At 62.1% G+C, this 16,372-nt stretch carries 12 protein-coding genes; 6 read left to right on the top strand and 6 right to left on the bottom strand.

Annotated features, from left to right (window positions below; all coding sequences use genetic code 11):
• Positions 1-94: 94 nt before the first annotated feature.
• A complete protein-coding gene (gene dacB / locus Q7F16_RS22765) occupies positions 95-1,561 on the bottom strand; it encodes a D-alanyl-D-alanine carboxypeptidase/D-alanyl-D-alanine endopeptidase (RefSeq protein WP_046063833.1) in 1,467 nt (488 codons plus the stop codon).
• A gap of 41 nt (positions 1,562-1,602) precedes the next feature.
• Between dacB and Q7F16_RS22760 the strand changes: the two genes are divergently transcribed.
• Positions 1,603-1,803 (top strand): hypothetical protein, encoded by a 201-nt coding sequence (locus Q7F16_RS22760; RefSeq protein WP_152667556.1) that lies wholly within the window; start codon positions 1,603-1,605, stop codon positions 1,801-1,803.
• Positions 1,793-2,137, top strand: coding sequence for a YggL family protein (locus Q7F16_RS22755; protein WP_003199553.1), 345 nt, complete (start codon positions 1,793-1,795; stop codon positions 2,135-2,137). The genes Q7F16_RS22760 and Q7F16_RS22755 overlap by 11 nt, the downstream gene beginning before the upstream one ends.
• Positions 2,138-2,295: 158 nt before the next feature.
• Here Q7F16_RS22755 and Q7F16_RS22750 read toward each other — a convergent pair whose 3' ends face one another.
• Positions 2,296-3,486 (bottom strand): benzoate/H(+) symporter BenE family transporter, encoded by a 1,191-nt coding sequence (locus tag Q7F16_RS22750; RefSeq protein ID WP_409556911.1) that lies wholly within the window; start codon positions 3,484-3,486, stop codon positions 2,296-2,298.
• 244 nt (positions 3,487-3,730) lie between these two features.
• On the opposite strand from Q7F16_RS22750, the gene Q7F16_RS22745 reads away from it, so the two are divergent.
• On the top strand, positions 3,731-4,495 hold the full coding sequence (locus Q7F16_RS22745; RefSeq protein WP_003183531.1) for a GntR family transcriptional regulator: 765 nt from the start codon (positions 3,731-3,733) through the stop codon (positions 4,493-4,495).
• Between the two features lie 122 nt (positions 4,496-4,617).
• Here the strand turns inward: Q7F16_RS22745 and guaD are convergent, their stop codons facing one another.
• The 4 genes from guaD to xdhA all read right to left on the bottom strand — a co-directional run bounded on the left by guaD (position 4,618) and on the right by xdhA (position 10,751).
• Positions 4,618-5,922 (bottom strand): guanine deaminase, encoded by a 1,305-nt coding sequence (gene guaD / locus Q7F16_RS22740; RefSeq protein ID WP_409556910.1) that lies wholly within the window; start codon positions 5,920-5,922, stop codon positions 4,618-4,620.
• A 19-nt stretch (positions 5,923-5,941) separates the two neighbouring features.
• Positions 5,942-6,784: a xanthine dehydrogenase accessory protein XdhC gene (gene xdhC / locus Q7F16_RS22735; protein WP_409556909.1), complete on the bottom strand. Its 843-nt coding sequence runs from the start codon at positions 6,782-6,784 to the stop codon at positions 5,942-5,944.
• 120 nt (positions 6,785-6,904) lie between these two features.
• Positions 6,905-9,304: a xanthine dehydrogenase molybdopterin binding subunit gene (gene xdhB / locus Q7F16_RS22730; RefSeq protein ID WP_409556908.1), complete on the bottom strand. Its 2,400-nt coding sequence runs from the start codon at positions 9,302-9,304 to the stop codon at positions 6,905-6,907.
• Positions 9,297-10,751: a xanthine dehydrogenase small subunit gene (gene xdhA, locus Q7F16_RS22725; RefSeq protein WP_409556907.1), complete on the bottom strand. Its 1,455-nt coding sequence runs from the start codon at positions 10,749-10,751 to the stop codon at positions 9,297-9,299. Before xdhA ends, xdhB begins: the two co-directional genes overlap by 8 nt.
• A gap of 346 nt (positions 10,752-11,097) precedes the next feature.
• Between xdhA and Q7F16_RS22720 the strand changes: the two genes are divergently transcribed.
• From Q7F16_RS22720 to zipA, 3 genes are all read left to right on the top strand, one after another.
• Complete coding sequence (locus Q7F16_RS22720; RefSeq protein WP_053186814.1) at positions 11,098-11,757, top strand: GntR family transcriptional regulator; 660 nt, start codon at positions 11,098-11,100, stop codon at positions 11,755-11,757.
• A gap of 2 nt (positions 11,758-11,759) precedes the next feature.
• Positions 11,760-15,248, top strand: a complete 3,489-nt coding sequence (gene smc / locus Q7F16_RS22715; RefSeq protein ID WP_409556906.1) for a chromosome segregation protein SMC — start codon at positions 11,760-11,762, stop codon at positions 15,246-15,248.
• A 258-nt stretch (positions 15,249-15,506) separates the two neighbouring features.
• Positions 15,507-16,352: a cell division protein ZipA gene (gene zipA / locus Q7F16_RS22710; RefSeq protein ID WP_014339395.1), complete on the top strand. Its 846-nt coding sequence runs from the start codon at positions 15,507-15,509 to the stop codon at positions 16,350-16,352.
• The last annotated feature ends 20 nt before the right edge of the window (positions 16,353-16,372 follow it).

The raw sequence follows: 16,372 nt of genomic DNA, 5'->3' as shown, positions 1-16,372 counted from the left end.
TATCATCGCGATATCGATGGTTCAGTTGATGAATAGGCTGAATGACATACCGCTATCGCGAGCAGGCTCGCTCCCACATTGGGTTTGTGCTGTGTTAGAGCACCGAAGCTGTCTGCGGCAGTTTCGGCTGGCGATACAGGTCCAGCAGCACCTGGTCCAGCACCGACGAGGCGCCCCATGGTTTTGGATCGTTGAGAATCGCCACCACCGCCCAGGTATTGCCATTGATGTCACGGCTATAGCCGGCGATGGCGCGGACGGTGTTCAGGGTCCCGGTCTTGACGTGGGCTTCGCCGGCCATCGCGGTGGTCTTCAGGCGTTTGCGCATGGTGCCGTCGGTGCCGGCAATCGGCATCGAACTGATGAACTCGGCCGAGTACGGGCTGCGCCAGGCGGCTTGCAGCATGGCCGCCATTTCCCGGGCGCTGACCCGTTCGGCGCGGGACAGACCGGAGCCATTCTCCATCACCAGGTGCGGCGCGGTGATGCCTTTCTTGGCCAGCCACTGGCGCACCACCCGCTGCGCCGCCTTGGCGTCATCACCGTCGGCTTCGTTACGGAACTGTGCGCCGAGGCTCAGGAACAGTTGCTGGGCCATGGTGTTGTTACTGTATTTGTTGATGTCGCGGATGATCTCCGCCAAGTCCGGGGAGAACGCCCGGGCCAGGACCTTGGCGCTGCTCGGGGTCGCTGCCAGGCGGTCCTTGCCCTGGATGCTGCCGCCCAGCTCTTTCCAGATCGCTCGCACCGCACCGGCAGTGTAGGTGGCGTGATCCAGCAACGACAGGTAGGTCTGGGAGCTGCAACCGTCCCCGAGCTGGCCGCCGACGGTCACTGTCACGCTGCCGTCTGCTTGCGGTACCGGGTTGTAGCGCACGCCGCCGGCGCATTGCTTGGAATTGACGGCCTTGACCTGGTTTTCGATGCGAATGCTGGCGATCGGCGGCTCCACCGACACCAGCACCCGGCCGCTGTCATTGCGGGCAACGAAGCGCAGGGCCTTGAGGTTGACCAGCAGCGAGTCGGGCTTGACCAGGAACGGTTTGTTTTCGTCGTTGCCGTCGTCGTTGAACTCGGGCAGTTGCGGCTGGATGAAGAATCCACGGTCCAGCACCAGGTCGCCGGTGACCTGCTGCACGCCGTTGGCCCGCAGATCGCGCATCAGCAGCCAGAGTTTTTCCATGTTCAGCTTGGGATCGCCGCCGCCCTTGAGATACAGGTTGCCGTTGAGGATCCCGCCGTTGAGAGTGCCGTCGGTGTAGAACTCGGTTTTCCACTGGTGATTGGGGCCGAGCATTTCCAGGGCCGCGTAGGTGGTCACCAGCTTCATGGTGGACGCCGGGTTCACCGAGACGTCGGCGTTGTACAGGGTAGGAGTGCCGGGGCCGTTGAGTGGCACCATCACCAGGGACAGCGCGTCGTTCTGCAGCTTGCTGTTCTTGAGCGCCTTTTGCACGTTGGGCGACAGGGCGGTGTTGATGGTGGCGGCGTAGGTGGTGACAGGGAGGGCCAGGGGAAGAAGAAGGCTGGCCAGAAGCAGTGGACGCAAAGATTTGATCATTTGAAATAAAACCCTACGGGCGAGGGGGAAAAGACGAGGGCATGAAAATGAACGCCCTCAACGGTCATGAAAGTGTCGGCATTATGCCCCAAGCCGCAACGGCTGGGGCCGTGCCTGAGCCCTTCGGCTGCTATTTTTTACCGACGGTAGGTCGATACGCCCGATCAGTCGGGCAATCGACGCATCAAACTGGTAAAGTGCCGGCCGTTATTACTTATGAGGATTGTTCCAATGGCGACTAACCGTTCCCAGCGTCTGCGCAAAAAACTGTGCGTGGATGAATTTCAAGAGCTGGGTTTCGAACTGAACCTGGATTTCAAAGAAGATCTGGCCGATGAGGCTATTGACGCTTTCCTCGACGCTTTCCTGAAAGAAGCCATGGAAGCCAACGGCCTGGGCTACGTCGGCGGCGACGACTACGGTCTGGTTTGCCTGCAGAAGCGTGGCTCGGTTTCCGAAGAGCAGCGCGCTGCCGTTGAAGCCTGGCTCAAGGCGCGTCCTGAGCTGACCAGCGTTGAAGTCAGCCCGCTGATGGACGTCTGGTACCCGGAAAAGCCGATCAATCCGGTCGCTTGATGGTCAGAAACCGGCAGCCCTTTCGGGCGCCGGTTTTTTTGTGCCAGTCTGTTGGGTGGCTGTTGCCCTTCAGGCCGCTATCGCGAGCAAGCTCGCTCCCACAGGGGATGTGTGTCGTTCACATCACTACTGTGGGAGCGAGCTTGCTCGCGATGCTTTCAATCGTTGCTCCAGTTCAGGATCAGCAGCGTCAGTATCCCCGCCACAATCCCCCAGAACGCCGAACCGATGGAGAACAGCGTCAGCCCCGACGCCGTGACCATGAAGGTGATCAGTGCCGCTTCCCGCTCCTTCACTTCGCTCATGGCGATGCTCAAACCGTTGATGATCGACCCGAACAGCGCCAAGGCCGCGATGGACAGCACCAGCTCCTTGGGCAGCGCCGCGAACAACGCCGCCAGCGTCGCGCCGAACACCCCGGCAATCCCGTAGAAAATCCCGCACCAGACCGCCGCCGTGTAACGCTTGTTGCGATCTTCGTGGGCATGGGGGCCGGTGCAGATGGCCGCGCTGATGGCCGCCAGGTTGATGCCATGGGAACCGAACGGTGCCAGCAGCAGCGAGGCGATGCCGGTGCTGGTGATCAGCGGCGATGCCGGCACGTTGTAGCCGTCGGCCCGCAGCACGGCGATGCCGGGCATGTTCTGCGAGGTCATCGCCACCACGAACAACGGAATGCCGATGCTGATGGTGGCCGCCAGGGAAAAGTGCGGCGTGGTCCAGACCGGCGTCGCGACTTCCAGGGCAAAGCCGCTGAAGTCCAACAGCCCCAGCAGGCCCGACAGCGCCGTGCCGATCAACAGTGCCGCCAGTACCGCGTAACGTGGCGACAGGCGCTTGACGATCAGGTAAGTGAAAAACATCCCCAGCACCAGGCCGGTGCGATGCTGGGTGGCGACGAAGATTTCGCTGCCGATCTTGAACAGGATCCCCGCCAGCAACGCCGCCGCCAGTGACGCCGGAATACGTTTGACCAGGCGCTCGAAACTGCCGGTCAGGCCGCAGATCGTCACCAATACTGCACAGGTAATATAGGCGCCGATGGCCTCGCCATAACTCACGCCACCCAGGCTGGTGATCAGCAGTGCTGCGCCGGGTGTCGACCAGGCGATGGTGATGGGCGTGCGATAGCGCAGCGACAGGCCGATGGAACACACCGCCATGCCGATGGAGATCGCCCAGATCCACGAGGAAATCTGCCCGCTGGTCAGCCCGGCTGCCTGGCCGGCCTGGAACATCAGCACCAGGGAACTGGTGTAGCCGGTCATCATCGCGATGAACCCGGCGACGATGGCTGAAGGCGAGGTATCGGCCAATGGACGAAGTGGCGTGGTCGTGACTTCGGTCATGGTGGGCGGTGGTCCTTGTTGTAGATTGGCTGGGCTTGATCGCGCCACAGATTTTGGGTTTGCAGCCTAAACTCAACGCAGTAGCCGATTGCAATACAGCCATGCCCGCAAACAGCCGTACAGTCGTGTTGCCATCAGAGGTTGTGTACAATCGAGCTGTTTTTTACGCGATACTTGCCAGCGACCCGCTGTGCCGTATTACAGTCACGGTCAATTCGCCGCAGTTCTCCCGACTCGAGTGCCCATGAACGAACAGTTGCAGCCCCTCAAGAAACAACCGCGAGCCGGTAAAGCCGGCCGCAGCGGAACCCAGGACGATATTGTCTATGCGCATATCTTCGAGGCCATCCTCGAACAACGCCTGGCGCCCGGTACCAAGTTGAGCGAAGAGGCACTGGGGGAGATTTTCGGGGTCAGCCGCACGATCATTCGCCGGGCGCTGTCACGCCTGGCCCACGAAGGCGTGGTGCTGCTGCGGCCCAACCGCGGCGCCGTGGTGGCGAGCCCGAGTGTCGAAGAGGCTCGCCAGGTATTCATGGCCCGGCGCCTGGTGGAAAGGGCGATCACCGAATTGGCGGTGCAGCATGCCACGGCCGAACAATTGGCTGAGCTGCGGCAGATGGTCAGCGACGAGCGCGACAGTTTTTCCCGTGGCGACCGCGGCGCCGGCATCCGTCTGTCGGGCGAGTTCCACCTCAAGCTGGCCGAAGCGGCGAAGAACGCCCCGCTGATCAGCTTCCAGCGCAGCCTGGTGTCCCAGACGTCGCTGATCATCGCCCAGTACGAAAGCGGCAACCGTTCCCACTGCTCCTACGACGAACACACCCAGTTGATCGACGCCATCGAGGCCCGCGATGCCACGCTGGCAGTGGACCTGATGATGCATCACATGGACCACATCGACAGCAAGCTCAACCTCGACGAGGAAAGTGCGTCGGATGACTTGCATGCGGTGTTCTCGCACCTGCTGCAGAGCAAGAAGCCTGGGCGGTCGACGGCCAAGCTCTGAGGGTTGAATCAGTCATACCGCCAATCGCGAGCAAGCTCGCTCCCACAGTGGATTTGTGTTGTTCACATAACCTTTGTGGGAGCGAGCTTGCTCGCGATGGCGATTCAACAGGCAATAAAAATCTACCGCTGATGCACCAACTTACCGGCCGCATACGTCTGCGCCACCGTCCGGTCATCCCCCAGCGTCATCAACACGAACAACCGCTCGGCAATGTCCTTGGCCTGCTTGAGGCGATAACCCAGCAGCGGCGTGGCGTTGTAGTCCAGCACCAGGAAATCCGCGTCGGTACCCGGCTGCAACGTGCCGATTTTGTCCTCCAGGCGTAGGGCTCGGGCGCCGCCGAGGGTGGCCAGGTACAGCGACTTGAACGGGCTCAGCCGCGCGCCCTGCAACTGCATCACCTTGTAGGCTTCGTTCAGGGTTTGCAGCAGCGAAAAACTGGTGCCGCCACCCACGTCGGTACCCAATCCCACGTTCACTTTATGCTTCTCAGCCATCGGCAGGTTGAACAGGCCGCTGCCGAGGAAGAAGTTCGAGGTCGGGCAGAAGGCGATGGCCGAACCGGTCTCTGCCAGGCGTGCACATTCGTCGTCGCACAAATGCACGCCATGGGCGAACACTGAGCGCTCGCCGAGCAACTGGTAGTGATCGTAGACGTCCAGATAACCCTTGCGCTCGGGGAACAGCTCCTTGACCCACTGCACCTCCTGCAGGTTCTCGCTGATGTGAGTCTGCATGTACAAGTCTGGGTATTCCCCCAGCAACTGACCGGCCAGGGCCAGTTGTTCCGGGGTGCTGGTGGGGGCGAAGCGCGGGGTCACCGCGTAGTGCAGGCGGCCCTTGCCGTGCCAGCGCTCGATCAGTGCCTTGCTCTCGGTGTAGCTGGATTCGGCAGTGTCGACCAGGTAGTCCGGGGCGTTGCGGTCCATCATCACTTTGCCGGCGATCATCCGCAGATCAAGCTTCTGGGCCACTTCAAAAAACGAATTCACCGATTGCGGGTGCACGCTGCCGAACACCAGTGCGGTGGTGGTGCCGTTGCGCAGCAACTCCTTGACGAAAATATCGGCCACGGCATCGGCGTGGGCCTTGTCGGCGAACTGGCTTTCGCAGGGGAAGGTGTAGGTGTTGAGCCAGTCCAGCAATTGCTCGCCATAGGCGCCGACCATGCCGGTCTGTGGCAGATGGATGTGAGTGTCGATCAAGCCGGGGGTGATCAGCGCGTCCTGGTAATGAGTGACTTCGATGTCCGCTGCCAGGGTCGGCAGCAGGTCATGGGCGTGGCCGAGGGCGCTGATCTGGCCGTTTTCCACCACCAGCAAGCCGTCTTCGAAATATTCATAGGACGCCTCGATACCGACTTCAGCTGGGTCGGCGAGGCTGTGGAGCAGGGCGGCGCGGTAGGCTTTGCGTGTCAGGGGCATGGGAATTCTCAACGAGTGTTCAACGGTTCGCCTGGCTACGGCGCGAGGCCGGCAGCAGCTTGGCAATCGGTTCGGCGCGGGCGGTGCGCTGGCCGAAATCGGCGTTATAGGTGGCGATGATTTCGCCGGCGATGGAGATGGCGATTTCCACAGGCAGCTTGCCTTTGACTTCGCCGATGCCCATCGGGCAACGCATGCGCTGCAAGGTGCTGCTGTCAAAACCACGATCACGCAGGCGATGCTCGAACTTGACCCGTTTGGTCTTCGAACCGATCAGGCCGAAGTAGGCAAAGTCGTTGCGCTTGAGGATCGCGGCGCTCAGTTCCAGGTCGAGCTGATGGTTGTGGGTCATGACGATGCAGTAGCTGCCGACGGGCAATTCGTCGACTTCATCCAGTGGCTCTTCGGTGACGATCTTGCGCACGCCATGGGGCAGGTGTTCGGGAAACTCCGTCTCCCGCGAGTCGATCCAGCGCACCTTGCAGGGCAGGCTTGCCAGCAGCGGCACCAGGGCGCGGCCGACGTGGCCGGCGCCGAACACGGCGATTTGCGCCTGGACCTGGCCCATGGGTTCGAACAGCAACACGGTGACGCCGCCACAGCACTGGCCCAGGCTCGCACCCAGACTGAAACGCTCCAGATGGGTGTTCTGCTGACCGCTGGCGAGCATGTGCCGGGCGATTTCCATGGCCTTGTATTCCAGGTGTCCGCCACCGATGGTGTCGAACGTCTGGCTGGCGCTGATGACCATCTTCGAGCCGGCGTTGCGCGGGGTGGAGCCGAGTTCTTCGATGATCGTCACCAGCACACACGGTTCACCGCGGGTTTGCAGGTCGGCGAGGGCGCTGATCCAGTTGTACATATTCACCTCGACATCTCTTTGTCTGTTCCGGCCTCATCGCGAGCAAGCTCGCTCCCACATTGGATCGGCGTACACAAATCCCCTGTGGGAGCGAGCTTGCTCGCGATAGCCGCGCGCGGTCTAAAGCGAAGCCAGCTCGGCCTCGGCTTGCGCAGGCTTCACGGTCTTCAACTGCCGCATCTGCTCACACCCCCACAACACCCGTTCCGGCGTTGCCGGGGCGTCGATGTTCGGTTGGTGCTGGTAATCCCCCAGGCTCGCCACGGCGTCCTTGATGGCGCACCACGCGGCGATGCCGAGCATGAACGGCGGCTCGCCCACGGCCTTGGAGTGGAACACCGTGTCTTCGGGGTTCTTGCGGTTTTCCACCAGCTTGACCCGCAGGTCCAGCGGCATGTCGGCCACGGCGGGGATCTTGTAGCTGGCCGGGCCATTGGTCATCAGCTTGCCCTTGTCGTTCCACACCAACTCTTCCATGGTCAGCCAGCCCATGCCCTGGATGAAACCACCCTCGACCTGGCCGATGTCGATGGCCGGGTTCAGCGAGGCGCCGACGTCGTGAAGGATGTCGGTGCGCAGCATCTTGTACTCACCGGTGAGGGTGTCGACGATCACCTCGGCACACGCCGCGCCATAGGCGTAGTAGTAGAACGGTCGGCCACGGGCCTGGCTGCGGTCGTAGTAGATTTTCGGGGTCTTGTAGAAGCCGGTGCTCGACAGCGAGACCTGGGCGAAATACGCCTGCTGCACCAGCGCCTCGAAGGTCAGGATGTGATCGCGCACCCGCACATGGCCGTTGTGGAACTCCACGTCCTCTTCGCTGACCTTGTACTGCCGCGCGGCGAATTCCACCAGGCGCCGCTTGATGGTTTCGGCGGCGTTCTGCGCCGCCTTGCCGTTCAGGTCGGCACCGCTGGAGGCGGCGGTGGGCGAAGTGTTCGGCACCTTGTCGGTGTTGGTCGCGGTGATTTGCACGCGGTCCATTTCCACCTGGAACACCTCGGCCACTACCTGGGCGACCTTAGTGTTCAGGCCCTGGCCCATTTCGGTGCCGCCATGGTTGAGGTGGATGCTGCCGTCGGTGTAGACGTGGATCAAGGCGCCGGCCTGGTTGAGGAAACTGGCGGTAAAGGAAATGCCGAACTTGACCGGGGTCAGCGCCAGGCCCTTTTTCAGGATCGGGCTATTGGCGTTGTAGCGACGGATCGCTTCGCGGCGCTCGGCGTACTGGCTGCTTTCTTCAAGTTCGGCGGTCATTTCCTCGAGCATGTTGTGCTCGACGGTCTGGTAGTAATGGGTGACGTTGCGTTCGGTCTTGCCGTAATAGTTGGCTTTGCGCACCGCCAGCGGATCGAGCCCCAGGTGCCGGGCGATGGCATCCATCACCTCTTCGATGGCGACCATGCCTTGGGGCCCGCCGAAACCGCGGTAAGCGGTGTTTGACGCGGTGTTGGTCTTGCAGCGGTGGCCGTTGATGGTCGCATCGCCCAGGTAGTAGGCGTTGTCGGCATGGAACATTGCCCGGTCGACGATCGAGGCCGACAGGTCCGGCGAGCACCCGCAGTTGCCGGCCAGTTCCAGGGCGATGCCGTGCAGGCGCCCGCGACTGTCGAAGCCGACGTCGTATTCGATGTAGAAGGGGTGGCGCTTGCCGGTCATCAACATGTCTTCGACACGGGGCAGGCGCATCTTGGTCGGCTGGCCGGTGAGGTGTGCGATGACGGCGCACAGGCACGCCGGGCTGGCGGCCTGGGTTTCCTTGCCGCCAAAGCCGCCGCCCATGCGCCGCATGTCCACCACGACTTTGTTCATCGACACGCCCAGCACTTCGGCCACCAGTTTCTGCACTTCAGTGGGGTTCTGGGTCGAGCAGTAGACGAGCATGCCGCCGTCTTCGGTGGGCATCACCGAGGAAATCTGGGTTTCCAGGTAAAAATGTTCCTGGCCGCCGATGTGCAGCGAGCCCTGGATACGATGTTCGGCGCTCGCCAGTGCCGCGGCCGAATCGCCGCGCTGGTGGGTGTGGCTGTCGAGCACGAAGTGCCGCTTGCGCAGGGCCTCGACCACGTCCAGCACCGGTTCCAGGTCTTCGTATTCGACGATGGCCGCCATCGCCGCCTTGCGCGCGGTGTCCAGGTCTTTGGCGGCGACAGCCAGCACCGGTTGGCCGACGAACTGCACGTCATCGATGGCCAGCAACGGATCGCCGGGCAGCAGCGGGCCAATGTCCTTCAGGCCGGGGATGTCTTGGTGGGTGATGGCGATGCGCACGCCTTCGAAGGTGTAGCAGGGCGTGGTATCGATGCGCAGGATACGGGCGTGGGCGCGGTCCGACAGCCGGGCATAGACGTGCAACTGGTTCGGGAATTCCAGGCGGTCATCGATGTACTGGGCCTCGCCGGACACGTGCTTGGCGGCGCTGTCATGCTTGACGCTGCGGCCCACGCCAGTGGTGAGATCGCGGGCGAACAGCTCGGCCAGTTCGGCTTGGGTCTTCTCTACGGTGTGATGGTTAGACATAAGCGGTCACCCGAGTCTCGATGTGCGGCGTTTGCAGTTCGATGAAGTATTTGCGCAGCAAGTTGCGGGCGCTGAGCAGGCGGTATTCCTTGCTGGCGCGGAAGTCCGACAGCGGCGTGAAATCCTCGGCCAGGGCTGCGCAGGCGCGTTCAATGGTGCTGTCGGTCCACGGCGCACCGATCAATACCGCCTCACAATGTTTGGCGCGTTTTGGGGTCGCGGCCATGCCGCCGAAGGCGACGCGGGCGTCGCGGACCATGCCGTTGTCGATGCGCAGGTTGAACGCCGCGCATACGGCGGAAATGTCATCGTCCAGGCGCTTGGACACCTTGTAGGCGCGGAACGCCTGTTCGGCGCTGGCTCGCGGCACGATGATCTTCTCGATGAATTCGCTTTCCTGGCGGGCGGTGACCCGGTAGTCGATGAAATAGTCTTCCAGGGCCAGGGTGCGGCGGGTCTGGCCCTTGCACAGCACGATCTGCGCGCCGAGAGCGATCAGCAGCGGTGGCGAGTCGCCAATTGGTGAGGCGTTGCCGATGTTGCCGCCCAGGGTGCCCTGGTTGCGGATCTGCAGCGAGGCGAAGCGCTGCAGCAATTCGCCAAAGTCCGGGTACTCGGCTTTCAGGGCTTCGTAGCAATCGGAGAGGGCGGCGGCGGCGCCGATCTCCAGGCGATCGTCGAAACGCTCGATACGCTTGAGTTCGGCGACGTTGCCCACGTAGATCATCACCGGCAGGGTGCGGTGAAATTGCGTGACTTCCAGGGCCAGGTCCGTGCCGCCGGCCAGCAGGCGCGCCTGGGGATAAGCATCGTAAAGATCAGCCAGGTCGGCGACGGTCAGAGGTACCAGACAGCGCTTGTCGCCAGTGTTGAGCTCACCGGTGTCGGTCGGTGCGATGGCTTTGAGGCGGGCGACGGTCTCGGCCTCACGGGCATCGAACTGGTCTGGCTGCTTGCCACAGCAGGCCTGCTCGGCGGCGGCCAGGATCGGCCGGTAGCCGGTGCAACGGCAGAGGTTGCCGGCCAGGGCTTCGTGGGCTTGATGGGCGTCGGGTTGTTCGCTGTTCTTTTGCAGGGCGAACAGCGACATGACGAAGCCCGGTGTGCAGAAGCCGCATTGCGAGCCGTGGCAATCGACCATCGCCTGCTGGACGCTGTGCAGTTGGCCCTGGTGCTTGAGGTCTTCGACGCTGATCAGTTGCTTGCCGTGCAGGGACGAGACGAAGGTCAGGCACGCATTGAGGCTGCGATAGCGAATGCGTTCGTGGCCATCGGCGTCCGTTTCCAATTCGCCTACCACCACAGTGCACGCGCCACAGTCGCCACTGGCGCAGCCTTCTTTGGTGCCTGGTTTACCAACGTGTTCGCGCAAATAGTTGAGCACGGTCAGGTTCGGGTCCAGGGCGTGCTCGCTACGGAGTTCCTGGTTGAGTAAAAACTGGATCACGGAAGGCCTCGCAGACTCATTATTGTTGTATCGACGTGGGCCTGAATTTATCAGGTCTGACTTTTCGGTCAACGATTTTCTGACTTAAAGGTCAAGAAAAGCCATTTGGTCGATGAACAACGATCTATGGACACTGTAGAACCCTGTGGGAGCTGAGCTTGCTCGCGATGACGGCGGTACATTAAGTATGGATGCAAGCTGATATACCGCTATCGCGAGCAAGCTCGGCTCCACAGGACTTTTTTGCTTGAATCGTGCCAAAAACCCGGTACAGGCCCTGCGCCATGACGTATCGAGTGCGCTACACTGCGCCGCTTGTGCAAATCGAAGAGTTTGAAGGACAACCATGACGTTCAAGGCCCCGGACAGCCTCGCCGAGCAAATCGCCCATCACCTCGCCGAACGCATCATTCGCGGCGAAATGAAACCGGGAGAGCGCATCCAGGAGCAGAAGGTCACGCTGGCGCTCAACGTCAGCCGCGGCTCGGTCCGCGAGGCCTTGCTGATCCTGGAACGACGCCATTTGATTGCGATCCTGCCGCGCCGTGGCGCACACGTCACCGAACTCACCGAACACAAGGTGCGCAGCCTCTGCACGCTGATGAGCGAGCTGTACATCCTGTTGGGCAACGCCGTGGCCCATGGCTGGAAAGAGCAAGCCGACATGGCGCCGTTCGTGGCGATCCAGCAGCGTCTTAACGACGCCTACGCGCGCCAGGACATCCGCACTTTCGTCGATGAAAGCTTCAGTGTGATGCGCGCTGCCTATCCCTTTGCCAACAACCCGTACTTGCAGGAAACCGTCGAGAACCTGCAACCGGCCATGAGCCGTGCCTATTTCCTGGCCCTGGACCAGCGCAAGGCTGAAATGAGCGAGTTCCTCGACCTGTTCCAGCGCCTGCTCGCTGCTGTGCTGGCCCGTGATTTGCCGCAGATCCGCATCGTGCTCACGGCCTACGCCCAGCGCAGTTGCGATCTGGTGGTCTCTGCACTGACGAAGGCCTGAACGTGCGGCTCAAGTGCATCAAGCTGGCGGGGTTCAAATCCTTCGTCGACCCGACCACGGTGAACTTCCCCAGTAACATGGCGGCGGTGGTCGGGCCCAATGGTTGCGGCAAGTCGAACATCATCGACGCCGTGCGCTGGGTGATGGGCGAAAGTTCGGCCAAGAACCTGCGCGGCGAGTCGATGACCGACGTCATCTTCAACGGCTCCACCAGTCGCAAGCCGGTGAGCCAGGCCAGCATCGAGTTGGTGTTCGATAACTCCGACGGCACCCTGGTGGGTGAATACGCGGCCTATGCGGAAATATCCATTCGTCGCAAAGTGACCCGCGACAGCCAGAACAGCTATTTCCTCAATGGCACCAAGTGCCGGCGTCGCGACATCACCGATATCTTCCTCGGCACCGGCCTGGGCCCGCGCAGCTACTCGATCATTGAGCAGGGCATGATCTCCAAGCTGATCGAAGCCAAGCCCGAAGACCTGCGCAACTTCATCGAAGAAGCCGCCGGTATCTCCAAATACAAGGAACGGCGACGCGAGACCGAAAACCGCATTCGTCGCACCCACGAAAACCTCGCGCGCCTGACCGACCTGCGCGAAGAACTCGAACGCCAGCTCGAGCGTCTGCATCGTCAGGCCGAGGCCGCGAAGAAATACCAGGAATACAAGGGCGAGGAGCGCCAGCTCAAGGCCCAGCTTTCCGCCCTGCGCTGGCAAGCGTTGAACGAGCAGGTCGGCCAGCGCGAGGCCGTTATCGGCAACCAGGAAGTCAGCTTCGAGGCCCTGGTGGCCGAGCAACGCAACGCCGACGCCGCCATCGAGCGACTGCGTGATGGGCACCACGACCTGTCCGAGCGCTTCAATCTGGTGCAGGGGCGCTTCTATTCCGTGGGGGGCGACATCGCCCGGGTCGAGCAGAGCATCCAGCACGGTCAGCAACGGCTGCGGCAGTTGCAGGATGACTTGAAGGAAGCCGAGCGGGCGCGTCTGGAAACCGAATCGCACCTGGGTCACGACCGCACGCTGCTGCTGACCCTTGGCGAAGAACTGGACCGGCTCACGCCAGAGCAGGAAATCACCAGCGCCGCCGCCGAAGAGGCCGCCGCAGCCCTGGAAGAAGCCGAGCTGACCATGCATGGCTGGCAAGAGCAGTGGGACAGCTTCAACCTGACCTCGGCCGAGCCCCGGCGCCAGGCTGAAGTCCAGCAGTCGCGCATCCAGCAGTTGGAAACCAGCATGGAGCGCCTGGCCGAACGTCAGCGCCGCCTGTCCGAAGAACGCGCCTTGCTCGCGGCGGACCCGGAAGACGCTGCGATTCTGGATCTGAGCGAGCAACTGGCGGCCAGCGAAGCCACCCTCGAAGACTTGCAGGCCAGCGAAGACGCCCAGGTCGAACGGCTCGAGCAACTGCGCCAGGCCTTGCAGCTGGCCTTGCAGAACCAGCAGCAGGCCCAGGGCGAATTGCAGCGGCTCAATGGGCGATTGGCCTCGCTGGAAGCTTTGCAGCAAGCCGCGCTGGATCCGGGCACCGGCACCGCCGAATGGCTGCGCGACCAGCATCTGGCCGAGCGTCCGCGACTGGCCGAGGGCCTGAAGGTCGATGCCGGTTGGGAACTGGCGGTGGAAACCGTGCTGGGTGCCGATCTGCAGGCGGTGCTGGTGGATGACTTTGGCGGCTTCGACCTCTCGGGTTTCACCCAGGGCGATCTGCGCCTGCTCAGCCCGGCTGGCGACGGGGTACGAATCCCAGGCAGCTTGCTGGACAAGGTTGAGGCCCAGGTCGACCTGTCGCCCTGGCTGGGGCAGGTCAAGCCGGTGGACAGTCTTGAGCAGGCCTTGGCCCTGCGTGGGCAATTGGCGGCCGGCGAAAGCCTGATCAGCCGTGACGGGTATTGGGTCGGCCGGCATTTTCTGCGAGTGCGCCGGGCCAGCGAAGCCGAGAGCGGTATGCTCGCCCGTGGTCAGGAAATCCAGCGCCTGGGCGCCGAGCGCGAAGAGCGCGAGGCCAGCGTCGAAGCCCTGGAAACCGAATTGCAGAACCTGCGGGCGCAGCAGCGTCAACAGGAAAATGGCCGCGAACACCTGCGGCGGCTGTTGCAGGATGAGGCGCGCCAGCAAGGCGAACTCAAGGCGCAGTTGTCGGCCGGCAAGGCCAAGGTCGAACAGCTGGCGCTGCGCCGTACCCGCCTCGAAGAAGAAATCGCCGAACTGGGCGAGCAGCGGGCGCTGGAGCACGAACAGATCGGCGAGGCGCGCTTGCAACTGCAAGAAGCCCTCGACGCCATGGCGCTGGACACCGAGCAGCGCGAACTGCTGCTGGCCCAGCGTGACAGTCTGCGCGAGCGCCTGGACCGGGTGCGCCAGGAAGCACGCCAGCACAAGGACCATGCCCATCAGTTGGCGGTGCGCCTGGGCTCGCTCAAGGCCCAGCACGATTCCACGCGCCAGGCCTTGGAACGGCTGGAAATGCAGTCCGAGCGCCTGACCGAAAAACGCGAGCAGTTGAGCCTCAATCTGGAGGAGGGCGAAGCGCCGCTGGAAGAGCTGCGCCTCAAGCTCGAAGAGTTGCTCGACAAGCGCATGAGCGTCGACGAAGAGCTCAAGACTGCGCAGATCGCCCTGGAGGACGCCGACCGTGAACTGCGCGACGCCGAGAAGCGCCGCAGCCAGGCCGAGCAGCAATCGCAACTGATCCGCGGCCAGATGGAACAGCAGCGCATGGAGTGGCAGGCCCTGACGGTGCGGCGCAAAGCCTTGCAGGACCAATTGCTGGAAGACGGCTACGACCTCGACGGCGTGCTCGCCACCCTGGTGGCCGGGGCGAACGAGAAGGAAGCCGAGGAGGAATTGGAACGCATTGCCCAGCGCATCCAGCGCCTGGGGGCAATCAACCTGGCGGCCATCGACGAGTACCAGCAGCAGTCCGAGCGCAAGCGTTACCTGGACGCCCAGAACGACGATCTGGTGGAAGCGCTGGAGACCCTGGAAAACGTCATCCGCAAGATCGACAAGGAAACCCGCAACCGCTTCAAGGATACCTTTGATCAGATCAACGGCGGTTTGCAGGCACTTTTCCCAAAAGTTTTCGGTGGCGGCAGCGCTTACTTGGAACTGACGGGCGAAGATTTACTCGATACAGGGGTGACAATCATGGCGCGTCCTCCTGGCAAGAAGAACAGCACCATCCATTTGCTCTCCGGTGGCGAAAAGGCGCTGACCGCGCTGGCCCTGGTCTTTGCCATCTTCAAATTGAACCCGGCGCCGTTCTGCATGCTCGACGAGGTCGACGCACCATTGGACGACGCCAACGTAGGCCGTTACGCACGGCTGGTGAAGGAGATGTCTGAAACGGTGCAGTTCATCTACATCACCCACAACAAGATCGCCATGGAAATGGCCGATCAGTTGATGGGCGTGACCATGCATGAGCCGGGCTGTTCGCGGCTGGTGGCGGTGGATGTGGAGGAGGCCATGGCCATGGTGGATGCCTGAACAACGGCTTGTAGGGCTTCTACTTGGAACGCTGTAGGTATTTTTTACCCTTAGGCCTGTTGTTCAAATCACAGATTGGGCACAAGCCTGTGCGACAGACGGTGTAAAGTTATCTTTGGTCGTGCTAGTTTAATGTCAATTTTTCGTATGCGTGGGCAAAATGCCATTCAGAACATAGAGTTGGCGCCACGTTTTAAAGCGGTTTGCAAATAGCTAAGCCCCTTATTTTTCAGCATTTTTATAGAGGCACGGGATTACATGGAAATCGGTCTGCGCGAGTGGCTGATCGTCATCGGCATCATAGTCATTGCCGGTATTCTTTTCGACGGCTGGCGTCGCATGCGCGGCGGCAAGGGGAAACTGAAGTTTCGCCTGGATCGCAGCCTGTCGAACCTGCCCGATGAGGATGACAGCGCCGAACTGCTGGGCCCGCCGCGGGTGCTGGACACCCACAAGGAGCCGCAGCTGGACGAGCACGACTTGCCGTCTATGAGCGCACCTGCCCGTGAGCCACGGGAATCGGGTTCCAAGCGCGGCAAGCGCAACAGCGAGCCGTCCCAGGGCGATTTGAACCTGAACCTCGACCTGGATGGTGGGCCGAGCTTCAGCAGCCGCGACAACGATTTCCCGGACGAGAACAAAACTTCGGGCGCTGACAAAGACCAGGCCCAGGCTGAAGAAGTGCTGGTGATCAGCGTGATCTGCCGCGACCCGGCTGGCTTCAAGGGCCCGGCGTTGCTGCAGAACATCCTCGAAAGCGGCCTGCGTTTCGGCGAGATGGACATTTTCCATCGTCACGAGAGCATGGCCGGCAATGGCGAGGTGCTGTTCTCCATGGCCAACGCCGTCAAGCCTGGCGTGTTCGACCTCGACGACATCGATCATTTCAGTACGCCGGCGGTGAGTTTCTTCCTCGGTCTGCCGGGCCCGCGTCATCCCAAGCAGGCCTTCGACGTGATGGTGGCCGCGGCTCGCAAGCTGTCCCAGGAGCTCAATGGCGAACTCAAGGATGACCAGCGCAGCGTGCTGACTGCCCAGACGATCGAGCACTACCGCCAGCGCATCGTCGAATTCGAGCGCCGGGCACTGACCCAGAAACGCTGAAGTCGCCAGAGTCTTTATGG

The organism is Pseudomonas sp. Lb2C2, from assembly GCF_052112205.1.
Taxonomy (GTDB): Bacteria; Pseudomonadota; Gammaproteobacteria; order Pseudomonadales; family Pseudomonadaceae; genus Aquipseudomonas; species Aquipseudomonas kilonensis.
The sequence above is the reverse complement of the archived record's forward strand: the minus strand, read 5'-3'. Positions and strand labels throughout refer to the sequence as shown.

Excerpts from the sequence above, each read along its gene's own strand:
- dacB (WP_046063833.1), bottom strand. The coding sequence starts at position 1,561 with ATGATCAAATCTTTGCGTCCACTGCTTCTGGCCAGCCTTCTTCTTCCC.
- Q7F16_RS22760 (WP_152667556.1), top strand. The coding sequence starts at position 1,603 with ATGAAAATGAACGCCCTCAACGGTCATGAAAGTGTCGGCATTATGCCC.
- Q7F16_RS22755 (WP_003199553.1), top strand. The coding sequence starts at position 1,793 with ATGGCGACTAACCGTTCCCAGCGTCTGCGCAAAAAACTGTGCGTGGAT.
- Q7F16_RS22750 (WP_409556911.1), bottom strand. The coding sequence starts at position 3,486 with ATGACCGAAGTCACGACCACGCCACTTCGTCCATTGGCCGATACCTCG.
- Q7F16_RS22745 (WP_003183531.1), top strand. The coding sequence starts at position 3,731 with ATGAACGAACAGTTGCAGCCCCTCAAGAAACAACCGCGAGCCGGTAAA.
- guaD (WP_409556910.1), bottom strand. The coding sequence starts at position 5,922 with ATGCCCCTGACACGCAAAGCCTACCGCGCCGCCCTGCTCCACAGCCTC.
- xdhC (WP_409556909.1), bottom strand. The coding sequence starts at position 6,784 with ATGTACAACTGGATCAGCGCCCTCGCCGACCTGCAAACCCGCGGTGAA.
- xdhB (WP_409556908.1), bottom strand. The coding sequence starts at position 9,304 with ATGTCTAACCATCACACCGTAGAGAAGACCCAAGCCGAACTGGCCGAG.
- Q7F16_RS22720 (WP_053186814.1), top strand. The coding sequence starts at position 11,098 with ATGACGTTCAAGGCCCCGGACAGCCTCGCCGAGCAAATCGCCCATCAC.
- zipA (WP_014339395.1), top strand. The coding sequence starts at position 15,507 with ATGGAAATCGGTCTGCGCGAGTGGCTGATCGTCATCGGCATCATAGTC.